Genomic DNA, 16,554 nt, shown 5'->3' with positions numbered 1-16,554 from the left:
TTAGGCCAAAGGACAGCTTGCAGCAACCAGGTTTTGACAGGCGCGGTTCGCGCACTTGGCTCCGGGTGCGAGATGCGTCAACACTACCCTGCGCAGACGCTCCGTCCTTCATGGAGCGCATCGTCGAGGCTGAGCCTCGCGCCGGGGAACCCGTTGGGGTCGTCGAGGAGGATTTCGCGGGACTGGTACCAGCCCAGGTTTTCTAGCTGGTGGTCCTCGACCCCTTCGAGACCGTAGACGACACCGTCGAAGACACCTGTAATGACTTGCTGTTCTCCGCGGCACTGGAGCACTCCGTCATCGAACTTGAATGGCCAGATCTTCCCGGCGTCCTCATACGCTGCACGGGAGACCTCGATCTCGCCTCGGATGGTGCTCACGTCCTCCTTGAAGTCGTCGTCTGCTTTCGCCGAAAGTGACGAGAGCGCGATAAATCCAGCGATGACGGCCACCGCGACGATTGCGAATTTCGTGAAGCCGCCGCTGACGCTGGCGGGTGTGGCCGACTGTTGGACGGGCTGGTTCCGAATTGCTGTGTTCATCGCACCCGCCAGGCTGTGGGCACGGCTGTTGATCGGAGTGACTTCGCCGGATCTGCTGTATTGGAAGAGGGCGACGGATCTGCCGGCCCAGGCGATGGCTGTGTCCGTGTATCCCGCAAGGCTGTAGAAGACCGCGGTCTTCTCTTCACGTTTGGCGGTGCCGAGCACGTCTCTGATCTGCGGTTCGCTGGTTTTGGTCGCTTCGAACTTCACCTGCGCAATCGCTCGGCTTGAGTTGACGTCCTTGCCGTGGTCTGCACCATTGCGGGTTGTCTCAGCGTCGTCGAACCCGAGGGCCCGCATGTGCGCGGCAGCGCATGCTTCTGCGGCTTCCCAGTTCATGATCACCTGGTCGGTCTTCCATTCTCCCCGTGTTGTAATGGTCGTCTCGCGCTCGGCGATGCCAGGCGGCACCGCCCGATCGCATTGCCGAGTGTGCGAAGCAGCTTGGCGCTGTTGCGGCGGAAGTCCTGCCCGGAACGGTTTGCGGTCAAAACAATGTGAGCTGCTCGAATGTGTTGTCGTCTTGGTCGGAGTCATCGTCGCTGACGTACTCGTCGTCCTCATGCGGCAGGGCGTACTGGTTGGTGCGGTGCGCCATTGCGAGTGCATAGGGCAGTTGGAGTCCTTCAGGGTGCTCAGCGCAGTAGCGCTGTTGGTGGACGAACATGGCCCAGTCTGCGGCCGAAGCGTCCTCATCGGCCCGTGACAGGCCGGCGACAGTGATCTCGAGCAGGCGTGGGACCGGCATGGTCTCGCCGGGCTCGGCTGGCTTGACGCCTTTGTACTGGTAGTCAGTGAACTTGCGAGCAGCGGTCGGGCGGGTGTTGAGCTTGGCGCTTTTCTCAGTGAGGCTGTAGTACACCCGCGCAGCAGTCTCGGCGTCTTCCCGCTGCCACAATCCGGTGGTGAACCCAGCGGTCTCGTCGGCCGCTTTCGCGGAGGTCGCCCACCACGCTGGGGTTTCCGCACGGCTGTTTTCGAGTCGGGTGCGCACGACTCTGAGCTTGGGGCCGACCACCGCGAGGGCTTTAGCCTGGCCATCGCCGATTCGGAGCGTGCCGTCGGTGAGCCCTTCGTCGGTCAGCCAGCTCCATCGTGAGCGCAGGTTGGTGGCCTCGGCGAGGACGAGGGTGTGCCTACCGCGCAGGCTCGGCAGTGTTGTGCGGATCAGTCTGGCGACCTCTTCGCGCTGCGCGTCTTCGTATCTGAGGTGCTCGGCGCGCGGAGGCGACGTGGCGAGCTCGCAGAGCAGCTGCGGGTACGTCATCCAGTCGTCGGAGTCCGCGGTGCGCGCCATGATGCGCGGTTGCCCGGGTCGGATGAGGATCGCGATGGGTGTGTACAGGGAGTGGTGCATTTCGGCGGTGGTGTTGCGGCGGACGAGCCAGAATGCGACCTGGTCGAAGTCGTCGGGGATCTGGAGGTCGCTGGTGTGGGGTGGTAGGAGGCGGATACCGAGTTGGCGCATGCCGTCGCCGAACGCGGCACGGGCGCGGTGTGGGACTTCCTTTTTCTTGCCGCCGGTGGTGATGAACTGGGTGACGCGGCCGGCTTCGGCGGCGCCGACGCGGATGGCCCGGTAGGGGTCGGCTTTGCGGTCGGTGCGGTAGTGCTCGCGTTCGGGGATTTCGGCAAGGACGAGTTCGCTGCGATGGGGCTGGGATTCGAGCAATGCACGGATTTCTTTGGCGCGGTGGGCTTCGGCGGCTTCGTGGCTGGTCTTGCCGGTGAGGCGTCCGAGGTCGCCAAGGAGGTGCCCGCCGGCGTGGAAGGTGAGGCGGACGGCCAGGCCCGGGCAGGTGAACAGGAATTGGTTGGGTTCGCCGTCCACTGGAGTCGCGTCGAGGCCGAGCCATGCTGCGGCGGCCTCGGTTAGGGCCGTCCGGATGCGTGTGGTGGAAGTGAGAGCGTCGATGCGCAGTTCTTCGGAGCCGAGGGCTTGGGTCAATCGCGCGCGGCGCACGGCGGCGTTGTCGCCGTCCACGATGGCGTTGGCTGCGGCGGCGTCGTCTCGTTCGGCCTCCCAGATCTTGAACTGTTCCTTGTATTCCTTCTCGGCTTTGGTCTTGGCCTCCTGGCTCTCCCATTCGGCATCCGCCTTGGGCGCTTTCGGTTCTCGCGGAGTGGAGACGCGGTCGGTGTATTGGCCGGGCGCGGCCTGGTTGGGATGGTTCGTGCGTCGCAGGCCCACGGCTGGTTCGAACTCCGCTGGGAGTGCGGAGGCGGCCCAGGCGATAAGGTTGCGCCGTTCGTCGGGCATGATGCCTGCCTCGACGCCGTGGCCGCCCATTTGGGTGTGGTGGACGACACCGAGGTCATAACCCAGGTGCGAGCGCAGGAAGCTGCCGGGGTCGGTGCGGACCTGCGCGAGTTCGGGGAAGGCGTCGATGAATGCCAGTCGGCCGAGGATCTGGGCGGGGCCGCCGCCGCGCCAGACGGTTTCCTTGCGACCGCGGTCCCATTTGAGTGCGGGCATGGCGAAGCGTGGTTCCGGTTCGCCGGGGCCGACTGCAGGCGTGGTGCGCAGATAGACGCTGACCGAGCGGCGTGGCGGGATGAAGACCTTGCTGGTGACCCAACGGCGGATGCTGGCGCTGATGTGGAGCCGGGGTTCGGAGTCGAAGGGGACCGTGCGCATCTGCAGGTGCAGAACTGCCGAGAAGTACCAGGTCTGGGTCTCGTTGTTCTTGTTGGCAGTGGTGTATTCCTTGGGCGGCCAGGACATCAGTTCGGCGCCATCGTCGCAAGGCACTTGGGCGAAGCGCAACGCGCCTTCGTAGGGGTGCGTCCGGGCGCGGGCAAGAATGTGCTCAGCGGCAACTTCAGGAAGGAGCCGGTACAGCGATCGCTCCAGGACGGCGGTGCCTCCGGGCGAGGTGCGGATCCAGTCGGCTCCTGGTACGGCGAGGGTCCAGTCATCCTGGTGCGCTTCGACGTCGAGCGCTTCGCAGGCATCACGCAGGTCGGCAAAGGTGGCTTCGTCGCCGAGCAGGTCGAGCATGTATGCCTGGGTGATGCGTTTGAGCAGGTTGCTGCGGGCGCGGTTCCGGGAGTACAACCATCCCGGGGCGGCGTCTGGTCCGATCTTCGCGGCGGTGTCGATGATGTCGGGTGCGATGGCCCGCAGCGCCTTGTTGACCGGGCCCATGGACGGGTAGCGGTCGGCGTGGAAGGAGCTCCAGTTGCGCTGCCAGATCTGCTGCAGCAGGCCCGGCCAGTGCTCGGGCACGTTGAAGACGTAGTAGTCGCCCAGGAGCGCGGCGAGGTCGGTGTCTTGGCGCAGTCGGAAGGCCGCGGTCCCCACATAGTTTTTCTTCTGTCCGCTCATCCCTTACTCCTTGGTGTCGAGGCTGATCAATGCGTCCCAGAACGGTTGGAACAGCGCTTGGGCGATGGCCCGGTTGTAGGCGGAGGCGTTGCCGTCAGGGGCCAGGTGGGGTTCGAGGATGGCTTCGAAGCGTTTGAGCATGCTGGTGTCGGGTGTGTCGCGGGCGGTGTTGCCGCTCGCCAGGCCCGGGGCGAAGGCCGCGTCGCAGAACTTGACGCGAGCGGGCGCGCCCCCGCGGACCAGCCGTCCGATGACCTGCCACATGACGACGAGCTGATCCCAAGTGAAGGAGTCCTTCTCGCCGTCCTTGAGCGAGCTCCAGGCGACGGTGCGGGTGAGGTATCGGTGCCATTTGCGGACCGCTTGTCGGCGGAACGCGGCCGCGGCCTGATCGGGGGTCGGGTTCCCGTAGCGCAAAGCGTCGAACTCGCCGTCGCCGACGAACCGCATGGCCCAGTCGTTCTCGGCATGGATGGCGAGGTTGATGTCGTCGGGACGGTCGTGGGGGCGGGCCAGGAAATAGACGGTGCCGATGGCGGCCGTGCCGTCGTCGAGAACGATGTTGTGGCCGCGTTCGACCGCCAGCAGGGGTGCGACGAGGATCTGGCTGTCCAATCGCGGATAGGCGGCAAGGTCGCCACGTCGCAGGGAAAACCAGGAGTCGTCGTTGTCGGCGTCGTCAGCGATCAGGAGCGTGACCTTGCCCTTCCATTCGGGCAGGTCGTTCAGGAAGTGTGCGGCCACCCTGGCTTCCTCGTATGAGCCGGTGAGCAGCAGGAGGCGCCGCCGCCGGGGGTCTTTGATCTCGGCGAGCTCGTCCTGGAACGGACTGGTTTGTCCGACCAGCTTCCGGTCGGGTTCGGCGAGCTGGCGCAGCATCTCCGTCAGGACGGCTCGGCGTTGTTCGGGCGTGCGGTTGCCCGACAGGCGCAATGGTCGCCCGTCACTGTCTTCGAGGAACTGGCTGTGGAAGACCGTCTCGCGCACCCGGTCGACATAGTCTTGGCGTGGGCTGAGGATGGCATCGACCGGCGCGTGCAAGTGATAGCGGCTAGAGGTGCCCGCCCAGCTGGTGGCCGACATTGCCAGGACGTGCGGGCCGGGCCGGTCGGCCGAGGCGCCCAGCGAGGGCAGGCGCTGCAGCAGGTCCCTGCCGAGCCCGGAACAGTGGAAGAACCGCAGCGATCCGCTGTGCGGCGGAGGACCGGGTTGCTCAGGCGTGAATTGGTAGCCGAGCACATTGCCCATCGGAGATTCCGCCATCAGCGGCTCGTAGTCCCGTGGGGGAGTGCGGGTGAGCGCGTTCGAGGCCGATTCGAGGTTCAGCGCCGACTCGACCAGGGGCCACATGCTCGTCAGCACCGTCAGCTGGTCATCCAGCACTGCGACGAGCAAGGTGAACGCGAACCGCTGCCGGTCGGCGTCGTCGCTCCCGGCCGGTTCGGACGCCTCGCAGGTCAGGCCCGCGATGAGACGGCCGAGCCGGGCATGGTCCACGTCGGTGTTGATCACGATCGCATTGGCCATATCGACGAGCTCGCGCAGGAGCGCTGCGTGCGGATGTGTTCTCGGGACGCTCGTCTGCAGGGGCTTGTCGCGAAAGTCGTTGAGCACCCGCTCGAACAGCGACTCCCCCGCGTCGTCCTCCTCGCTGGTGATGACGCCCCCGAACCAGTCGCGGTAGAGCTCCCGGTGGAGGGTCGCGGCACTGAAGTAGTCGGTGCCGACCCAGCGGCGCAGATCCTGATCGTCATTGAGCATCGAATAGATCCGGTCGGCAGCCGCAGCGACAGCGTTGAGTGCCACGATCCAGCGGCTGACCTCCTTGTCGGAGAGTTGGCGGCGCCCCTGGGCGTTGATCTGCTCGAGCGTGTGGCGGCGCAGCCAGTCGATCCAGGAGTCCGCGCCTCTCCCGCACAGCGTCGCCGCTGGTGCGAAGTGGATGTCGAGCTGCGTCTGGACGCGGTCGGCCTCGTCGACGATGATGAGGTCGGAGCGGTCGCAGGCCGCCTCGAGATAGCGGATGCGGGCGTCGGTCTGGTGCCTGGGGACGCTGGCGTGCAGCAGGCCAGGCACCGTTGCGATCCAGATAGGGGCGTCAATGAGTTCGCGAGCGCCCTGGTGCCGTGGGCAGATGCTCCAAGCAGGGCACCCGTGGAATCGTTCTGGCTCCGGCCGCCGAGCGGTGGTCGGCAGCGCCTCCGCATCCTCGTCGGTGAAAGGGTCGTCTAGCACCGGTGCCGCTACTGGGAGGAGGCTGGTGCATGGGGCTTCGTGGAGACGCAGTGGCGTCACACCTTCGAGGCCTCGGAGTGCATCGATCATGCAGGCGCTGGAGAGGTAGTCGAACGCCGGGTCGTTGTGCTCAAGCATGCTGGCCGCCCCGCTGCCGTGCTGGCGCCGGTGCAACCGGTGGATGTGCCGCTCGCGCGTAGTGCGGCCGATGATCGGGGCGGCATGCACCTGCGGATGCCCGAGCCTGTTGAAAATCGCGGTCGCTCGGAGACTCTCAGCGACGTCCCCGACCACGATCGTGACCTTCAGCCCTAGATGCACCACACAGTGGTAGGTCAGGAGAAAGCTGATGGTGGACTTGCCCGCACCGACCATGCCGACCAGGTGGAACAGGTCGGCGATGGTGAACTGCCAGTCTTCGTCGAAGACGAACCCGCCGAACGCGGTGGCCACCCGGACATCGCCGAGGCTCTGCACCCACTGCCGACGCTGGCCCTGCGGCAGCACCGCTTCGGCGGCGTCCATCGCTTTCGCTGCGGCCAGCAGTTCGCTGCCAGTAATGATGATCGGATTGCCGCCGCCGGCCTTGGGCTGCCCGAAGGAGTACTGGCGGGGTGCGGGGCTCGCGGCGAGGGACTCGGGAAGATTGACCGAAAAGTGGCGGTCGCCGACGCGGAACCGGTGCTCGCCGGCTCTCGCGATTGGCAGCGGGGCCTGCACCAGATCGGGGAGTGAATCTAGGACCTGGTCGTAGAGGGCAAATCGGCCTGCCGCCAGCGCGAGCTCCTGGCGCTGTTCGGGTCGACTGTCGAGGTCGGTGAGGGCGAATCCACGGAATTGCTCGGGGACTTGCATGTAGCGTTTGACCTGGCGGCGCCAGATATGGCGTCGTCGTAGCGATCCGAGGTATTGACGCGCGCAGGCGATGCGGTGGCGCTGTTCATCGGTCAGGTCGGCATGGAAGACTTCCGCGTAGGGCATGCCACCGAGCAGCGTCCACCCGTCGCGAGCGCGCCCTTCGGGGAGGACATCCAGCAGGAGGTGGAGCCCGAGTTCGACTCGGGCCATCGCGGCCGGGGTAATCGTGCCTTTGAGTTCGGCGGGCCATCCCCGAAGGCCGGCCTCGATCGACTCCGACCAGTCGGCGGTGCTACGCACTGGCGTGGTCCTTTCCTGCAGCGGCTGCCCGGATGCCGGACATGGTCGTATCGACTTTTTTCACGAAGCTGCTCACGGGCACCGGCTCCAAAAACGGTAGATTCGGGTGCCGGATCTTTCGTGCGTACGTGAACGACTCGGCGTAGCCGCCGCCGGTAAACCGGTAATCGGGGACGACGAGGAACGCCTCGTCGAAGCCGGGGTTGGTCTTGAAGGTGGTGAATCTGCGGCCCAGGACTGCGCCGTTGGCGTAGTCCTTGACGTCGACGGCCCACCGGAGGCCGTTGGGGAGGATTACGAGGAGGTCGCAGGCGTCGAAATTCGGCCACATCTCGACTTTGACCCCGCTGGCGATCAATCGGTCTTCGAGGTCCACTTCAGACAGGCCCGGACCGGTGACGAATGCGCGAAGGGGGTACTCCAGGTGGTACACCCCGCCGTTGGCGCCTGCTTCCAGTTCCCGGCGGATCTTCGCGGACTTGCGGCCGCGGCACCGGTCGAGATCGCAGACCCAGCCACGCCCGGTAACCGGGGTCAGGAGGCATCCGCATCCGTCGCATTCGGCGAAGACGCCCTTCGACTGCAAGCCCGCCGGTGCGGGCCGGTAGCAGGATCTGAGGACGTCCATGCACGGCTGCAGGAAAAGGTCGTCGCCGAACGCCTCGAGCATCTCCAGCTGCGTCATGGTCGGCCGCCGGATAAGCAGGCGCCGGAAGGCCACGTATGAATTCGGGGACTTTGCTTCCCGGCATGCGGTGAAGGCGGCATCGAGGATGGCATGCTCGAACTTCTCACCGAGCGGGTCGCGGTAGTCGACGATCAGCTCCAGGCACTCCTGGGTCGGGTGCATCGACACGTTGTCGAGGAGGACCGCGCCGGAGTCCGATCCCGGCAGCCATTCACGCGCCGGCACGCCTGCGATCAGCGCCACCATGTGTGGCACGCTGCGCGGCACGACATATCCGGTTGCAAGCGAGGTCCGGAGTACCAGATGGTTGTAGGCCCGCTGGGTCACCTGGTCGTAGACTGGGTCACCGGGTACCTCGGTCCGGGACAGTTTCACTACGGCGGTCGCGACCGCCGAGAGCAGTTGGTCGGCTGTGACACCGGTATCGGTCACCGGCCGCCTCCTTGAATGGATTCGGGGCACCATCGCTGGTAGGGGCACCGACTGCAGGCCGGGCCCGGTGATGGCGCGAAGTGGTCGTCATTGAACCAGAGGGGTACGACACTCGCCAGGACTTCTCGGGCGGCTGCAATGTTCGAATCGTTGCCGCACTCCAGGTATCGGATATCCGGGCCGCGGTCGGTCAGGTACTCCACTTCGACACGGGCCACCGGAGTGTCCGCACCGAACGCTCCTCCCTCACACAGCAGGAGCGCGATCGCCAGTTGGATCCGTTTCCAGGAGTCGAACAGGTTCCATCCGCTCCGCGGCGGAGCGCCCGACGTCGCGGTCTCGCGCCACACCAGCGCCCCGTCCTCGCGATAAAGCAAGTCAGGTTTGGCTTTGATGATCGCGGACGCGTCAGGGTCGAAAGCGACGATGGTGGCTTGCGCTTGAGCGCCGGTGACGGCGCATCCGCTGTCCCAGGGGCAGGTGTACCGGTGGCCGGCCAGAAGTCGGCGCGCACGCTCAAGCTCGGCAGACCCGATCCGGTCTGAGCCGACAAGTGCCGACACTGGCGCCCGCAGCTCGTCCAGACTGCATCCGCGGTCGCGAGGCATGTCGTGGAGGGCATTGAGCCTGGCATCGACGGTGCGGCCGGTCAAGGTTGCGGCTGTCTCGTCGCTGGTGCCGTGCAAGTTGATGCGAGCGAGGCGGTCCTTCCGTGGGCAGTCCTGGTAGTACCGCAGGCTCGTCGCCGAGACCTCTCGCAGCGGTCGGCGCGGGTCGCAGACCCCGAGCATGCCCTTCAGTACCGGGATTGTCTCGCACGCGTCGAGCCGCTTGCACTCATCGCAGTCGTGGCCCGGGATTGCCTCCGCCGGACCCATCACCGCGGCGATGGCCGGGCGCCCCAGGGACTCATACCGGGCTTTCGCCGACGCAGGGCTCCCGTTCCACAGTTCTCGCGTTGCCCCGTCGTTGAGCCCAACGGCGAGCACCGTGACCTCGTCGGCTTCCACTGACGTGTCGTCGAGGGAGAACGGTCCAGTCCAGGGATCAGGGCGTTCGCCGAGGCTTCCCATCGCGGTCGTGTAGGCCGCGATCGCGACCTTGACCTGATCAGGGGACCGTTGGTCGGGAGAAGTGAAGGTCGGCATGACCAGGACGCGGTGGCGCTCATTGACGTCCGACACGTAGCCGCGGCCCCAGGAATACAGTTCCCTGGTCTCACTGCTCCCTTTCGCCTGGACCACCCACCAGCCCCGCACCGCTCGAAAACCCATGGACATGAAATCGGGATAGGCGAACGCCGCGTGGGCAATCCAGCGCCGCTCAGGAACATCCAGCCGCTCACCCCACCGATCGAGAATCGACAGGGCCTGTCCGAGGCGGACTCCATCATGCTCGTGCGCGTCGAGAACTGCAAAAAGCGGTTCGAAAAGGAAGTCCTGCAGGACAGGGCGCTGGCGCCATACGCGGTTGACGGGGCGATTCACGCGGGCTTTGGCACGTCGCGCTACTGCGCACGGTGCACCGATTGCCGTGGCCATGCTCGCGCTGATTCGGAGGACGGCAGGCGTAGCCGGGTTGACAGAGTGCTGCTCCAAGAAGGGGCCTTCCGCAGAGGAATGCTGTCCGGCCACGCCAAAGGGCGCCCGACTGGCTTCCTACCGCCGAACTGAGAGGCTCGATGGATACAAGCGGCCGTTCGAACCGTCTCTATGTACCAATCACGGCTCAGCCTGTCAACCGCCGTTTTCCCTATGGCGCACACGCTCTGGACGGAGTGTCACCATTGTGGCTGGAGTGTTGTTTCGGCGACTGTGATGTGGGCAAGCTCTCCTGGACCGTTGGCGCTCCTCGTCTGGCCATCCGCTCCTGCGACGCGCACCCATAGAGTCAGCGGTACTGGAGGCTCCTCTTCGACCACTGGGACATGCAGTTCGGCGTCGGGGCCAAGCATGGGAGCTGCTTGTTCGGTAAGCATCAGTGTGATCGACTCCTGAGTCCTCGCGCATCGACGGATTCCGCAGTACACGTCCCGACTTCGTCGAGAGAAATCTAGTAGGTGTTCTACCGACCAGAGCGGTGGCGATGTCATCGAAAATAATGAGAGCCTTACCCTGGCCCCGGTCAGGCCGATTGTCCAGTCGAGCAGCGGATCACTCACCGAATTCTGCGAGGCGCAGCTCGGGATGCTCGTTCTCCCGGCCTGACGTGAGGATGAGACGGAGGTAGGCGGCGATGTTCGCGAGCTCCTTCGTCTGGAGCGCGAGGTCAAGCCGCAGCCCATCTACTCCGAGGGCTTCGGCAGCCTCGGCAGAGAAGTTGAATTGGATCGATTCACTGGTCATCGTGCACAGCAGGATGCCGCCGTAGCAGGACTCGTCCTCGTCAATGGACACATGGTAGGTGTCCCACCCCATTTCGCGTTCGGAGTCTGCAACCTCCCTGAGCGAGCCTTGCAGCATGACACTGTGCCCGCCGTCGCCGGTTTCCCCCATACCCAGGATTGCGACCCCGTCCGCCAGCATGCAGGCGACATCCTCGGCTGCGAACTCCATTGCGTCGCGCTACTCGCCGTCGCCGCTGAGATCGAGTTCCGGGTGCTCTGCGGACCGTCCTGAGGTGAACAGCAGGCGCAGATGCGTGGCAAGTCTAGAAATATCCTCACCGGGAAGGCTGAACCGAACCTCGACCTGATCAGTACCGAACGTGGCAGCAGCTTGTTCGGAGAACGTCAGTGTGATCGTCTCCCGGGTCATCACGCATCGGCGGATGCCGCCGTATACGGCTTCTTCTTCGTCGAGGGAGATGTAGTAGGTGTCCATTCCAGTCCGCACATCAGACTCGTCCGGGGCATCAAGGCTCGACTGGATGTCGACCGTGTGGCCCTCGTCATCCGCTTCGGCAAGGAACAACTGCGCCACTCGGTCTTCGACTGCGAAATCGACTTCCGCTGCGCTGAACTCCATTAGCTCCGCCCCTCGTTACGGCCAGGTCTCATCGTAGCCCCACTTGTATATCACGTTAGCTTGTCGGTCCTGCATCAGGCGTTTCATGGCATTCTTGCATTGTGGACACGGTGGTCGGGTGCCTGCGATTTCTACCCGAGAGCCGGGTGGAATCGGATGGGTATTGAAGAACGGGTCATCGTTCATTTCCGGGTGGGCGCTGCCGTGCATGCGGACCGATCGGTTCTCCGTGTGAGAGGCACTTGCCCCTTTACGCCGCCCAAGCGCTTTTTCCTGGCCCGTCTGGTTCCCGCTCTCGATGTCGTAGTCGTAGAGGGTCTTGCCACTGCTATCAGCGACCCGGACGTGCGCGAAGTGCCCCGGCTTGCGCTTCTTGTCACGGATCTGGTCAGTAGGTCGTGGCGGGGCGACGCCCCCGAAGTTTGCGGCTCCACTCGAATCGGAGCCAGCACCGTGGCCGCGGGTGCGTTCGACGTGCAGTTCGGCCGTTCGCGCTTCCAGCTCGGCGCTGCTGGCTGCTGCTCGCGCCCGCTCGAGACTCTCCTTTGCCGCAAAGTAGTAGCCAGCGATCCCCTCGTGCCCGTTCGCCGTTGCGTCCTGGGCGTTGGATTCGCACTCAATTTCTGCTGCAGCGGATTGGAGCAGAATGGTGTCGATTTGGTCCAGCGCTTGCCTGATCTGCTGGAGGATGTCGTCGTTGGAGGTCACGCAGGGGCTGCTTTCTGGGGGTAGGGGCGCGATACACGTAGGCAGTCGCGCCCCGCGGCGCTTGGGCCGCCGCGGGGTGTGCCGCAGGTCCGGACGTCGTCCGTCCCTGCGGGATCGTCGAAATCGCCGCGATTACCCTTGCGTCTGCGCCACCCAGTTCTGGGCCTCGTCGGCCTCAGTCGACGCTCCTTGCAGCGCCGCCGAGACTTTCTCCATGGCCTCACTCCCGGTCCGGTACAGCGAGGCGATGCCCTCGTGCCCCTTGCCGCCTTCTTCATCGGCGCTCTGCCGGCAGGCTTCCATGGCAGCAGCAGCGGCCACGTTGGCCTGCTCGATGCCCTCCTTCACTTGGAGGATCATCGCCTGAATTTCGTCCCGGCTCGCCATGCGAAGGAGCTCCTCTCACACCGGCCCCCCAAGGCGAGGGGCAACGTCCCCGCGATCCTACGACACCAGCTCACATCCGCGGCCCCGTGATGAAGGCGGCACGCTATCGTTGGCACGCCGCATGATCACCGCCGCGCCCTGCTCGACACCAGCGCCGCCGCCGATACGCCAGCGCACACCAGCGGCACGGTCGACGCATCCAGTCCGAAAGCTGCCAGGAGGACCTGGCTGCCCGGTCCCGGCGATCATCCCGCCTCTGACAACGACAGCGAGTGTGCCGCCATGGAAACCCCCGCCCAGCACGGCCCCGACACACATGTGTCCTGCGTCGGCTGCGACGGGACCGGCTCTATCCTGATTCGCTGCTCCTGCACCCGGACCACCGGCGAGCACCTCATCGAAGATGCCGGCACCAGCTCCCCAGTCGCGACGGCGCTGGCCTTCCCCGACTGCCGCGTCTGCAACGGCTCCGGAACGCACACGTTGACGTGCAACGCATGCTCCGGCGCCGGAGCGATTCGCCCGCAGGTCGTCTACACCGCCGTCAACCTGGACACCGGTGCGATCGCCTCCGAGACCCTCATCCCCGGCGCCCTCACCCCCGTCCCCCACGAGACTTCTCCTGGCCGAATCCAGCACTGGGAGCTCCCTGCCAGCGCCGTCGTCGACCGACTCGTCGCCGCCGTTGGCGGCGAGCTTGACCGACGACACGCCACAGCGGACCTGTACCGCAAGAACCTGCCGCTGCCGAACACCTGGGCACCGGAGGTGCCGCACGCGCGGCGCCTCGAATTCGAAGCCATCGCGCTGGCCCGCGCCCAGACGCTCACTCGCCACCGGCACTTCTTCACCACCCAGGCCGCCGCAAGCCGCACCGCCGCGCCTGATCGCCTCTCCACGCTGGCCCGGGTCGCGGACCTGGTGCACGTGGACCTGCGTTGCTGCCGGTTTCCAGCCTCCGGCGCGACAGGGCAGGACAGACCGGCATGGACCGTGGTCTTCGCCGTGCCCACCGACGATCTCCCGTTCCCCGACCCGGGGCCGGTGCTGCACGCGACGCTCGATGCCGCCCTCACGGCCGCCGACCCTGTCGTCCTGCTGCGCAGAGCGTTCGATGAGGTCGATCCCTCCCGTCCCGCTCCCGCCGCCTTCATCGACCCCGCGCACCTCCAACCGGTGCCCGGAGACACTCGAAGCGATACGGAGGTGATCGCCGCACAGCTCGCGACCCTCGCCGGCGAGGACACCGGGGCACTCGCGATCCGACGCGCGGGCACGTGGCACTACACCAGACTCGACACCGCCGACGCCGTCGAGCGCTTCACCGAGACGGCGACCGGTCAGATCCGCCGCACCATAGTGCCGACGTGGACTCCCGCCGATGCACCACCGCCGCCCGCCTGGCGCGGCCGCCCGATCCCCGAGCGCGTGTGCCTCCAGTGCGAGACCGGCACCACCTGGGTGCCGTGCGAGTGCATCGACACGCTCACCGGGCACGCCGATCCGCTCTGCGACGCATGCGGCGGCACCGGATCCCGCCCGTCCGCGACCTGCACCATGTGCGGGCGCACCGGGCGCCTGCGGTACGGGTACACCGTGACCGTCACCGATCTCGACTCCTTTGCCCGGCACTGGAACTTCGACTTCGACACCCGCAACGACCATGAACCGCAGCTGTGGTCGCTGGACCCCGAACTCCGCCGCTACCAGCTCCCGGAGTCCGATCGCCTCACCGCCCGGCTGTTCGATGCCGGGATCGACTACGCCGACCTGCGCACGCTCACTAACCTGGCGCCGACCCCGGACCTGGTCGACGGCGGCACCCTCGCACCGCCCGGCACACCCCTACTCGACGTGGTGCACCAGCACACCCGCGAGCGCGCCGCAGGGCACGCTGGCGGGCGCATCGTCCTCGTCTGGCAACAGCCGGCCGCAGCGACCGTGTCGCAGGCTGTGCGCCTCGCGTGGGGTCTGGGATTCGACCTCGTCATCGGGGCCGAAGACCGCAACACCCCTGCCGCTGCCGGGACCGCGCACAGTGGCATGCGCTGGGGCGCGGCCTTCCTGCGGCCCGGGCAGGCCGCCGACCGGACACTGACCGCCGCCTTCGGGAAACGACACCTCGCCGACGCACTGCAGGCCGCCATCGACGGCCTCCCGCATCAACTCAATATCGCCCGCGACGGCAAACCCGGGCCGACCGAGGTCGTGCCGGCGCCGCAGCAACCGGATCCGCCCCATGTCGGCGGTACCGAGCGGCTGGAGGCGGTGCTCTCACGACTCGCCACGACACACACTGGCACCGAAGTCGCCGCCCTGGCCGTTCGCCTCGCCCCCGCCTCAGTGTCGGTCGGATGGCTGGTTGCAAGCGCCGAGGCGAGCGTGCAATCTGACGTCCCGATCCTCGAGGCGCCGAGCCTGGCGGAGTTGCTGGAACGGCTCGGCTAAATCCGGGCGCGACAAGTCCTCGGCTCTTACGCGGTGGAGTGTGGCCCGTCCGGGTCGTCGAGAAGTCGCAGTTCGATCGCGACCGCGCCGAGCGAGCGCTTCTCGGGCCCGTACAAGGCATCGATTCCGGCGAGTTGTGCTGCGATGCTCCGGCACGGGTTGATTCGGTCTGCGTCCTCGGTCTCGTACAGCGACTCGAAGCTGTCGTACCGCCGGACGTCGATCACGCGCACCGCCAGCGTCCGGTCCCCGCAGGTGAACCTGATGCGGTCGCCTGCCCGCAGCGCCTGGCGCTTGCGGTCGGCCGATCTCACCTCGATTGTCTTCGCCCCGTTGAGGATCAGCTCGAAGGGTTCGTCGAGCAGGTGCATCTCGATGGCGTCCGGGTCGGCGTCCCAGCTGACGCGGATGCGCGAATGCTGCTTGTCGAGCACGACTGCTCCGGCGCCCTCTGCTTCGATGCGGGCGTCTTTCGGGTAGACCTCGAACACCGGGTCGGCATGGCTGAGGTGCTGCCATGCGCGGGCGTCGTCGGCGATCCGTGCGGCCAGGCCCGCCGCGCCCGGCCCGTAAGCGAACACCCCGACCTCGTGACTGGTCTCGGGGTCGCCGGGGTTGGTGGGGCGCAGCGACAGATGCGCCACGGCGCCGTCGTGTGCGATGCCGTAGACCAGGCCCCAGGCGCGCAGTGCGTCGGGCAGGTAGGTGCGCGGTGCGGCGAGGGTGAACATGCCCGGATGGTGCACGGTGAGGTACACCAGGAGACCGTCGTAGGGACTGGGGTAGGCCAGTCCGACACCGGTCCAGATCCGCACCGGCTCGGCCGCGAGCATCTCCGCGATGTCCGCAGGGACGAGTGGGAGCTCGCCTGCAGCTTCGAACTGGAGCTCCTCGCCGACGGCGGCGGTCGATCGCGGTCCCGCGTCGCGGCCGCGCTGGGCGAGGAACCCGCCGGCGAGCACCTGCCTGGATCGCAGGCCGTACGCGGTCGCTTCGAAGCTCAGGATTCGCTGAATCCGCCCCAGGGCCAGAGGCATGACCAGGCGGCCGCCCGGGGCGAGCTGCGCGATCCACTCCGGTGCGGGCTCCCAGGCCCCGACCGACACCAGGATCCGGTCCCATGGCGCGCCATTGGCGTCGCCGAGCGCCCCGTCAGCACAAGTCACCGTGACCCGGCTGTAGCCGTTGGCGTCGAGGTGCCGGTGCGCCTCATCAGTCACGTCCGGGTCGATGTCGATCGTGGTCACCTGGCCGGTGGGCCCGACCAGTTCGGCCAGGAGCGCGGCGCAGTAGCCGGTGCCGGCGCCGATCTCCAGGACCCGGTGGCCGGGCGCGAGGTCGAGCATGTCGAGCATCTGCGCGACCATCGAGGGCTGCGAGATCGACGACAGCGACCTCCCGGACTCGTCCCTGCGGGTGACGACCGCGTCGTCGATATAGGCCGTCGCCAGATCGACCTCGGGGACGAAGGCGTGGCGGGGCACTCGCCGCACCACTTGCAGTGTCGGAGCGGTCAGGTGCGGGAAGCCGTGTTCGATCCGGTCGACCATGGCGGTGCGGAGCGCGGTCGCGCGGTTGTCGTCGTCGGTCACGGCCGCCACGATCCCATACTGGTCCGACAGTCCTTGCATTGCAATCCGCCGGTTGCGGGCGCGGATG

11 protein-coding genes are annotated in these 16,554 nt (G+C 66.6%); 1 reads left to right on the top strand and 10 read right to left on the bottom strand.

All coding sequences use genetic code 11. The features are described 5' to 3' along the window. Nucleotides 1-83: 83 nt before the first annotated feature. The 9 genes from WA640_RS19780 to WA640_RS19740 form a co-directional block, all read right to left on the bottom strand. Nucleotides 84-956, bottom strand: coding sequence for a restriction endonuclease (locus WA640_RS19780; RefSeq protein ID WP_335989926.1), 873 nt, complete (start codon nt 954-956; stop codon nt 84-86). 76 nt (nt 957-1,032) lie between these two features. After that, nucleotides 1,033-3,873: a pPIWI_RE module domain-containing protein gene (locus WA640_RS19775; RefSeq protein ID WP_335989923.1), complete on the bottom strand. Its 2,841-nt coding sequence runs from the start codon at nt 3,871-3,873 to the stop codon at nt 1,033-1,035. A 3-nt stretch (nt 3,874-3,876) separates the two neighbouring features. Then, nucleotides 3,877-7,266: a hypothetical protein gene (locus tag WA640_RS19770; protein ID WP_335989920.1), complete on the bottom strand. Its 3,390-nt coding sequence runs from the start codon at nt 7,264-7,266 to the stop codon at nt 3,877-3,879. Further along, nucleotides 7,259-8,386 carry a restriction endonuclease-related protein gene (locus tag WA640_RS19765; protein ID WP_335989917.1) on the bottom strand — a complete coding sequence of 376 codons (1,128 nt, stop codon included), beginning with the start codon at nt 8,384-8,386 and terminating at the stop codon, nt 7,259-7,261. Before WA640_RS19765 ends, WA640_RS19770 begins: the two co-directional genes overlap by 8 nt. Continuing rightward, nucleotides 8,383-9,873 carry a PD-(D/E)XK nuclease family protein gene (locus WA640_RS19760; RefSeq protein ID WP_335989914.1) on the bottom strand — a complete coding sequence of 497 codons (1,491 nt, stop codon included), beginning with the start codon at nt 9,871-9,873 and terminating at the stop codon, nt 8,383-8,385. The genes WA640_RS19765 and WA640_RS19760 overlap by 4 nt, the downstream gene beginning before the upstream one ends. A gap of 666 nt (nt 9,874-10,539) precedes the next feature. Beyond that, entirely contained in the window at nt 10,540-10,941 is a 402-nt protein-coding gene (locus WA640_RS19755; RefSeq protein WP_335989911.1) for an Imm10 family immunity protein, read from the bottom strand. A 9-nt stretch (nt 10,942-10,950) separates the two neighbouring features. After that, nucleotides 10,951-11,352 (bottom strand): Imm10 family immunity protein, encoded by a 402-nt coding sequence (locus tag WA640_RS19750; RefSeq protein WP_335989910.1) that lies wholly within the window; start codon nt 11,350-11,352, stop codon nt 10,951-10,953. A 15-nt stretch (nt 11,353-11,367) separates the two neighbouring features. Then, on the bottom strand, nt 11,368-12,060 hold the full coding sequence (locus tag WA640_RS19745) for a hypothetical protein (RefSeq protein WP_335989908.1): 693 nt from the start codon (nt 12,058-12,060) through the stop codon (nt 11,368-11,370). A 132-nt stretch (nt 12,061-12,192) separates the two neighbouring features. Beyond that, on the bottom strand, nt 12,193-12,447 hold the full coding sequence (locus tag WA640_RS19740) for a hypothetical protein (RefSeq protein ID WP_335989906.1): 255 nt from the start codon (nt 12,445-12,447) through the stop codon (nt 12,193-12,195). A gap of 282 nt (nt 12,448-12,729) precedes the next feature. Here WA640_RS19740 and WA640_RS19735 point away from each other — a divergent pair, with 282 nt between their 5' ends. Further along, the gene (locus WA640_RS19735) at nt 12,730-14,895 is read left to right on the top strand and encodes a hypothetical protein (RefSeq protein WP_335989904.1); all 2,166 of its coding nucleotides are present in this window, start codon (nt 12,730-12,732) and stop codon (nt 14,893-14,895) included. Between the two features lie 26 nt (nt 14,896-14,921). Here the strand turns inward: WA640_RS19735 and fxlM are convergent, their stop codons facing one another. Beyond that, nucleotides 14,922-16,496 (bottom strand): methyltransferase, FxLD system, encoded by a 1,575-nt coding sequence (fxlM, locus tag WA640_RS19730; RefSeq protein ID WP_335989901.1) that lies wholly within the window; start codon nt 16,494-16,496, stop codon nt 14,922-14,924. Between the last annotated feature and the right edge of the window lie 58 nt (nt 16,497-16,554).

Source organism: Glycomyces sp. MUSA5-2, assembly GCF_037034145.1.
GTDB lineage: Bacteria > Actinomycetota > Actinomycetes > Mycobacteriales > Micromonosporaceae > Glycomyces > Glycomyces artemisiae.
This window is presented reverse-complemented; position numbering and strand designations above follow the sequence as displayed.